The organism is Bradyrhizobium sp. (assembly GCF_049798375.1).
Taxonomy (GTDB): Bacteria; Pseudomonadota; Alphaproteobacteria; order Rhizobiales; family Xanthobacteraceae; genus Bradyrhizobium.
On sequence record NZ_JBARGP010000713.1, the window covers coordinates 1 to 6,285 of the forward strand.

Annotated in this window: 5 protein-coding genes; 3 read left to right on the forward strand and 2 right to left on the reverse strand. The window is 64.5% G+C overall.

Annotated features, from left to right (window positions below):
• Window positions 1–1,209: AMP-binding protein (locus tag WA702_RS27830; RefSeq protein WP_425113751.1), on the reverse strand; the 1,209-nt coding region annotated here is incomplete at its 3' end.
• A 410-nt stretch (window positions 1,210–1,619) separates the two neighbouring features.
• A complete protein-coding gene (locus tag WA702_RS27835; protein WP_425113752.1) occupies window positions 1,620–2,063 on the reverse strand; it encodes a MarR family winged helix-turn-helix transcriptional regulator in 444 nt (147 codons plus the stop codon).
• Between the two features lie 173 nt (window positions 2,064–2,236).
• Between WA702_RS27835 and WA702_RS27840 the strand changes: the two genes are divergently transcribed.
• From WA702_RS27840 to WA702_RS27850, 3 genes are all read left to right on the forward strand, one after another.
• A complete protein-coding gene (locus WA702_RS27840; protein WP_425113753.1) occupies window positions 2,237–3,421 on the forward strand; it encodes a substrate-binding domain-containing protein in 1,185 nt (394 codons plus the stop codon).
• Window positions 3,422–3,770: 349 nt separating this feature from the next.
• A complete protein-coding gene (locus tag WA702_RS27845) occupies window positions 3,771–5,285 on the forward strand; it encodes an amidase (RefSeq protein ID WP_425113754.1) in 1,515 nt (504 codons plus the stop codon).
• A 36-nt stretch (window positions 5,286–5,321) separates the two neighbouring features.
• On the forward strand, window positions 5,322–6,179 hold the full coding sequence (locus WA702_RS27850) for a branched-chain amino acid ABC transporter permease (RefSeq protein WP_425113755.1): 858 nt from the start codon (window positions 5,322–5,324) through the stop codon (window positions 6,177–6,179).
• Window positions 6,180–6,285 lie beyond the last annotated feature (106 nt).

The following is a 6,285-nucleotide window of genomic DNA, read 5'->3' on the forward strand; positions in this document are numbered from 1 at the left end:
CGCATCGAGCTTGACGATGCGCACGCGCGCATACGGCACCGGCAGCCCGACGGAGCCGAGCCGGATCGGCTGGTCCGGATAGGCCATGGTGTGGACGCTCGCCGTCTCGGTCATGCCGTAGACTTCCAGCACCGGCAGCTTGAGCTTGTCCTGGATTGCCTGCCCCACTGCGACCGGGATCGCCGAGCCGCCGCCGGCGGCATAGCGCAGGCTCGACACGTCGGCCTTGCCTTGCGGGATCGCCAGGGTGGCGGCCAGCACGGTCGGCACGCTCGACAGTGTCTCCGGCCTGTAGCGTTCGACCAGCCCCCAGATGTTGCGGATCGCGGCCGCGTTGCGCCAGCCGGCGGGCGACAGCACCACCAGCGAGCCGCCTGCACTCAGGGTCGCCAGCGCCTGCGTCAGCGAGCCGCCGACATGGAATAGCGGCATGCCGAACAGCAGCGTGGCGCCGGGCTTCGCCTTCAACAGCAGGTTCATCGCCCAGGCCTGATAGACCTGGTTGGCGTGGCTGTGCCGCACCAGCTTTGGCGTGCCGGTGGTGCCGCCGGTGTGGAAGTAAGCGGCGATGTCGGTGCCTGAGATCTGTCGCCCGCTGACCAGATGCTCCGCCGGTTCTCGCGTGAGCAGATCGTTGAAGGCATGGACCCCGTCGGCCGGATCACCGCCGCCATGGACCTGCACGATCGCCTTGAGATGCTTCAGGCCACCGCGCACCGTCTCGACCTTCTGCCAGATGTCGGTGCCGGGCAGCGGCCCGAGCGCGACCAGCACCTTCGTGCGCGCCGCCTCCAGGATCTCGGCGATCTGGTGCGGCTCGAGCAGCGGATTGACCGGATTGGCAATGCCGGCGGCCTCGGCGCCGAACAAGGTCGCGAAGGCTTCGGGTATCAGCGGCAGCAGGAAGCTGACGACGTCGTTCGGTCCGACGTCAAGGGCGTGAAACATGTTGGCCGCCTGCGTCACCTTGGCGATCAGCTCGCGATAGCTGACGACAAGTGGCACGTCGGCGGGATCGGCACTCGGCAGGAACTGGATCGCCGGGGCATCGGGATTGGCGGAGGCGCCGCATTTGAGCGCGTCGAACGTGCTCTGCGCGGCGATGCGCTCACTGTAGGGAATCTGCTCGAAGGCGCGGATGTCGGCCGCTGTCGCGAAGCACGGATAATCGTCGCCGACGGCGCGATCGAGCCGATGGATGCCAGTCATGGCCTTGATCCTCCCGGTAGCGTGTCCTCGTTGGCCGGACCGTGTCGCGGGGCCGGCGAGCGATCTTGCGTACAGGCTCTGTCGGCCCGCGCGGCGTGATCGAACGGAGGATGATCGAGGATACGCCCCGCGTCCATCCCGGGTTACGGGGAGAGCGGTGGGAGATTTGCCGGGGCCGGCGCCACACAACCGGTGTCGTCCCGGCCTTTGCGCCGGGACCCATACGCTGCGGCCGTCATGTCGGGAAGGCTGGCAATTCGCGATGTGCCACAAACGACGGTCGCGGCATATGAGTCCCGGGTCTGCTGAGTCCCGGGTCTTCGCGCTACGCGCTTGCCCGGGACGACACCGCTATTGTGTCCGAACTAATTATGCTGCGGCCAGTATTGTGTCCCGGCACGCGTCCGTTCTCAACCGGCCGCGTCGATCAAATTCTCCAGCAGCCGCTTCAGTTCGCCGGTGGCCTTGTCGCCGTAGTTCTCCAGGATGTGCGCCTCCTGGCTGGCGGCGAGTGAGTTGAGCCGTTTGCACAGCACCTTGCCGCGATCAGAGATGAACATCAGCACCTTGCGGCGGTCGTCGGCGTCCTGGCGCCGGTACACCAGCGAGTCCGAGACCATGCGGTCGACCATCTTGGTGAGGGTCGGATGGTTCAGCAGCACGGCATCGGCAAGCTCTCCCATCGAATGGCCGGCGCCGTCATACAGCACCTTCAGGATCCGCCACTGCTCGACCGGAACGCCCTCCGTGCTCAGCCGCAGCTCCAACTGCCGGTTGATCTCCCGGTTGGCTTGCGCCAGCAGGTAGACGAGGTGTTCCGCGAGTGGCGTGTTGGGGCTCGGCTGTTTGGCCACGATGAGACTTCGCTGATGCGCCGGGGGTGAGTGAATGTCCGGCAGCTATTGCCCGATCTATATGCATGTGGATTCTTGAAGTTTCAATATTTTCAAATAGGATATTTCCCGACCGGGTGCTCAAATTGACGGCGTTCAATCGCCGGCCAATGATGCCGGGCAAGGGAGTGGGTGTGCTTTCGACAGTTTCTGTCCCAGCTCAAGGCCATCTGAATAGTTCGCCGGACCTGCTGGTGAGGGGCTTTCCCACGCAGCCCGGCGTCCCCTCTCTGTCTCCTCTCGACTATGACCGGTTCAAGCGCGACGGCGCCCGCAACAAGCTGCGGGTCGGCAATTTCCTCACCTTCAGCGGCTCGCCCGGCATCTGGGGGCCGTCCTCGACCAACAGCGCGCTGCTCGCGATCGCCGAGATCAATGCGCGGGGCGGCATTCTTGGCCGCGAGCTCGAACTCACTTTGTATGATTCCGGCGGCGAGATCGAGGAGGTCACGCAACGCGCGCGCGATGCCGTCGAGTTCGACGAGGTCGACATCATCATGGGCTCGCATATCAGCGCCGTGCGGGTGGCATTGCGCAAGATCACCAGGGGACGCGTGCCTTATGTCTATACGCCGGTCTATGAAGGCGGCGAGCAGACGCCGGGCGTGATGGCGATCGGCGAGGTGCCGCGGGCCCAGACCCGGCCCGCGATCCATTGGCTCAGCGAGGTCAAGAAGGCGCGGCGCTGGTATTTGATCGGCAGCGATTATGTCTGGCCGTGGCAGTCGCATCGCTCGACCAAGACCTACATTGCGGAAGCCGGCGGCCAGGTGGTCGGCGAGGAATTCGTGCCGGTCGGCGAGGACAATCACGAGGCGCATCTCGCCCGGATCAGGGCCGCCCAGCCTGACGTGGTGCTGATCTCGCTGATCGGCACCGACAGCATCACCTTCAATCGGTCGTTCGGCGAGGCAGGTCTTGCGGCGACGACATTGCGGCTGGCAGGCGCGATGGACGAGGTCGTCCTGCTCGGCATCGGCGCCGACAATACCGAAAACCTGTTCTGCGCCTCCGGCTATTTCAACTGCGTCGGCTCCAAGGCGAACGACGCGTTCATGGACCGCTATGCCGCGATGTTCGGCGCCAACGCACCGCCGGTCGGCTCGGTCGGCCAATCCAATTACGAGGGCTTGCGCTTCCTGCAGGCTGCCGCGGAACGCGCCGGCTCGCTCGGTGTGCGACCGCTTTATGCGGCCGGCCGCAACGTCATCTATGCCGGCGCCCGCGGCCCTGTCACCATCCGCAACGGGCGCGCCGAGATGCCGATGTATCTGACCGAAGCGGACGGACTCGATTTCAAGCTGGTGAAGACGTTCTGAGCTGCCTGAGTTGATGCCGTAGGATGGGTGGAGCGAGGCGATACCCATCATGCTTCGGCAGCCGCCGTGACAAGCGATGGTATCGCTGCGCTCCACCCATCCAATGTATTCGGTGTCCATCATCGCGAGCAAAGCAAGCAATCCAGAGCCGCGAAGGAAGTCTGGATTGCTTCGTCCGCTTCGCTCCTCGCAATGACGGCGCAGTTATGATTCCAAAATAATACTTGAAACAGAAAATATTTCGGGTTCTAGTATCGCTCGCGTGAGGACGGGTGCGGCGACTAGCCGCTCGGCCCCGCGCGCAAGAAAAGGCCCTGTGCCAACGAACAGCAATTTTAGGAGAGCGCCCGTGTCGGTCGTGCTGCCAACCCCAGATCAACTGCTTGACGTCGCCGAACAATGCGGTCTGTCATTGACCGATCAGGACGTCGCGTCGTTCCGCGGCCTGATGCAGGGGTCGGTCGACGCCTACAATCTCGTGGCCGCGATGCCCGACGAAGTGCCGGTGGTGAAATATCCGCGCACGCCGGGCTACCGGCCGTCTCCGGAAGAGAACCCGCGCAACGCTTGGTACCGCAAGGCGACCGTGAAGGGCGCCGCCTCCGGCAAGCTCAAGGGCAAGACGGTGGCGCTGAAGGACAACATCATGCTGGCCGGCGTGCCGATGATGAACGGCTCGTCGACGCTGGAAGGCTATATGCCCGACTTCGACGCCACCATCGTCACCCGCATGCTGGATGCCGGCGCGGAGATCGCCGGCAAGGCGCATTGCGAGAATTTCTGCATGTCCGGCGGTAGCCACACCGGCGCGGTCGGCCCGGTGCACAATCCGCACAAGATGGGCTATTCGGCCGGCGGTTCATCATCCGGCAGCGGCGTGCTGGTCGCGCTCGGCGAGGTCGACATGGCGATCGGCGGCGACCAGGGCGGCTCGATCCGGATGCCGGCGTCGTTCTGCGGCATCTACGGCATGAAGCCGACCTGGGGCCTGGTGCCCTATACCGGCATCATGCCGATCGAGATCTTCGTCGATCACACCGGGCCGATGACGGCCAACGTTGCTGACAACGCTTTGCTGCTCGAAGTGATCGCCGGCGACGACGGCTACGATCCGCGCATCAAGTCGCCGAAGGTCGAGGATTACACCAAGGCGCTCGGCGGCGGCGTCTCCGGCATGAAGATCGGCGTGCTCAAGGAAGGTTTTGAGCAGCCCGGTGCGGAAGCCGGCGTCAATGAGAGCGTCAAGCAGGCGGCCAAGCGGCTCTCGAGCCTCGGCGCAACAGTCGACGATATCTCGATCCCGATGCACATGGTGGGGCCGGCGATCTGGACCCCCATTGGCGTCGAGGGCATGACCCAGACCATGATGTATGGCGACGGCTACGGCCTCAGCCGCTCGGATCTCTATTCGACCTCGCTGATGGATTTCCATCGCGGCTGGCGGGGCCAAGCGGATTCGCTGTCCGAGACCACAAAACTGTTCCTGCTGCTCGGAACCTACATCAACAACACCTTTGGCCCGCGCTTCTACGGCAAGGCACTCAACATCTCGCGGCGGCTGACCGCTGCCTACGACAAGGCGTTCGAGCACTACGATCTGCTGCTGCTGCCGACCACGCCGATGAAGGCGACCAAGCTGCCGGAGCCGAATGCCAGCCGCGAGGATTACGTCGCCCGCGCGCTGGAGATGATCACCAACACCGCGCCATTCGACATCACCCATCACCCGGCGATGTCCTTGCCGTGCGGCATGGTCGACGGCTTGCCCGCCGGGCTGATGCTGGTCGGCAAGCATTTTGCAGAGAGCACGATCTATCGCGCCGCGTATGCCTTCGAGCAGGCCGGCGATTGGAAGAGCATGTGAGGAGGGCGCCGTTGCAGCCGAGCCGGATGAGCGCACATGGCTAGCTGGTTCGTTGCCGTGTTCGAGATCGCGAGCTTTGCCGCGATCATCGTGCTGGTCGTGCTCGGGCTCGGCATCATCGCCAGCATGATGGGCATCTTCAACTTCGCCCAGGGCGAGTTCGTGCTGCTCGGCGCCTACATCACCTATCTTGCCTCCATTCACGGCATCCCGGTCTGGATCGGCATGGCCGCGGCGCCGTTCCTGGTTGGCGCGCTCGGCTTCGTGCTGGAGGCGCTGATCATCCGGCGATTCTATGCGGCGCCGATCGTGGCGATGCTCGGTACCTATGCTTTAAGTTTGATTATTCGCGAGATCGTGCGCGGCCTAATCGGCGGTCTCTATCTATCTGTGCCCGAGCCGATCGGCGGCTCGATCGACATCGGCAGCGTCCACATCTCGGCCTGGCGCTTCGTCATCATCGTCGTCACGACAGCGGTCATGATCGGCTGCTATCTGCTGCTGGCGCACACCAGCTTCGGGTTGCGGGTGCGTGCGACGCTGGAGAACCCGGCGCTGGCGCGGGCCTCCGGCATTTCGACCGCGCGGATCTATGGCGCGACGTTTGCGTTCGGCGCTGCGCTCGCGGGCCTCGCCGGCGCATTGGTGGTGCCGGTGTTCAGCCTATTCGCCGATCTCGGCATCCGCTTCCTGATTCAGGGTTTTGTCGCAGTCATGGTCGGCGGCGTCGGCTCGTTCCTGGGCCCGGTCGCGGGCGCCGCCGTCATCGGCACCATGAGCGCGGCGCTGCCCTGGGTGATGGCGCCCGTGATCGCCGACGTGCTGGTGTTCGTGCTCGCCATCGCCTTCATCAAATTTCGGCCGCAAGGCCTGCTATCTGGCAGAGGGGTATAGTTTCATGTCTGGTTTACGTGGGGATCTGTCACGCCGGCGCTTCATGTCCGGCTTCGCCTTCACCACCGGCGCGATCGCGACCGGGCTCGGCAGCTGGGTGGTGCGG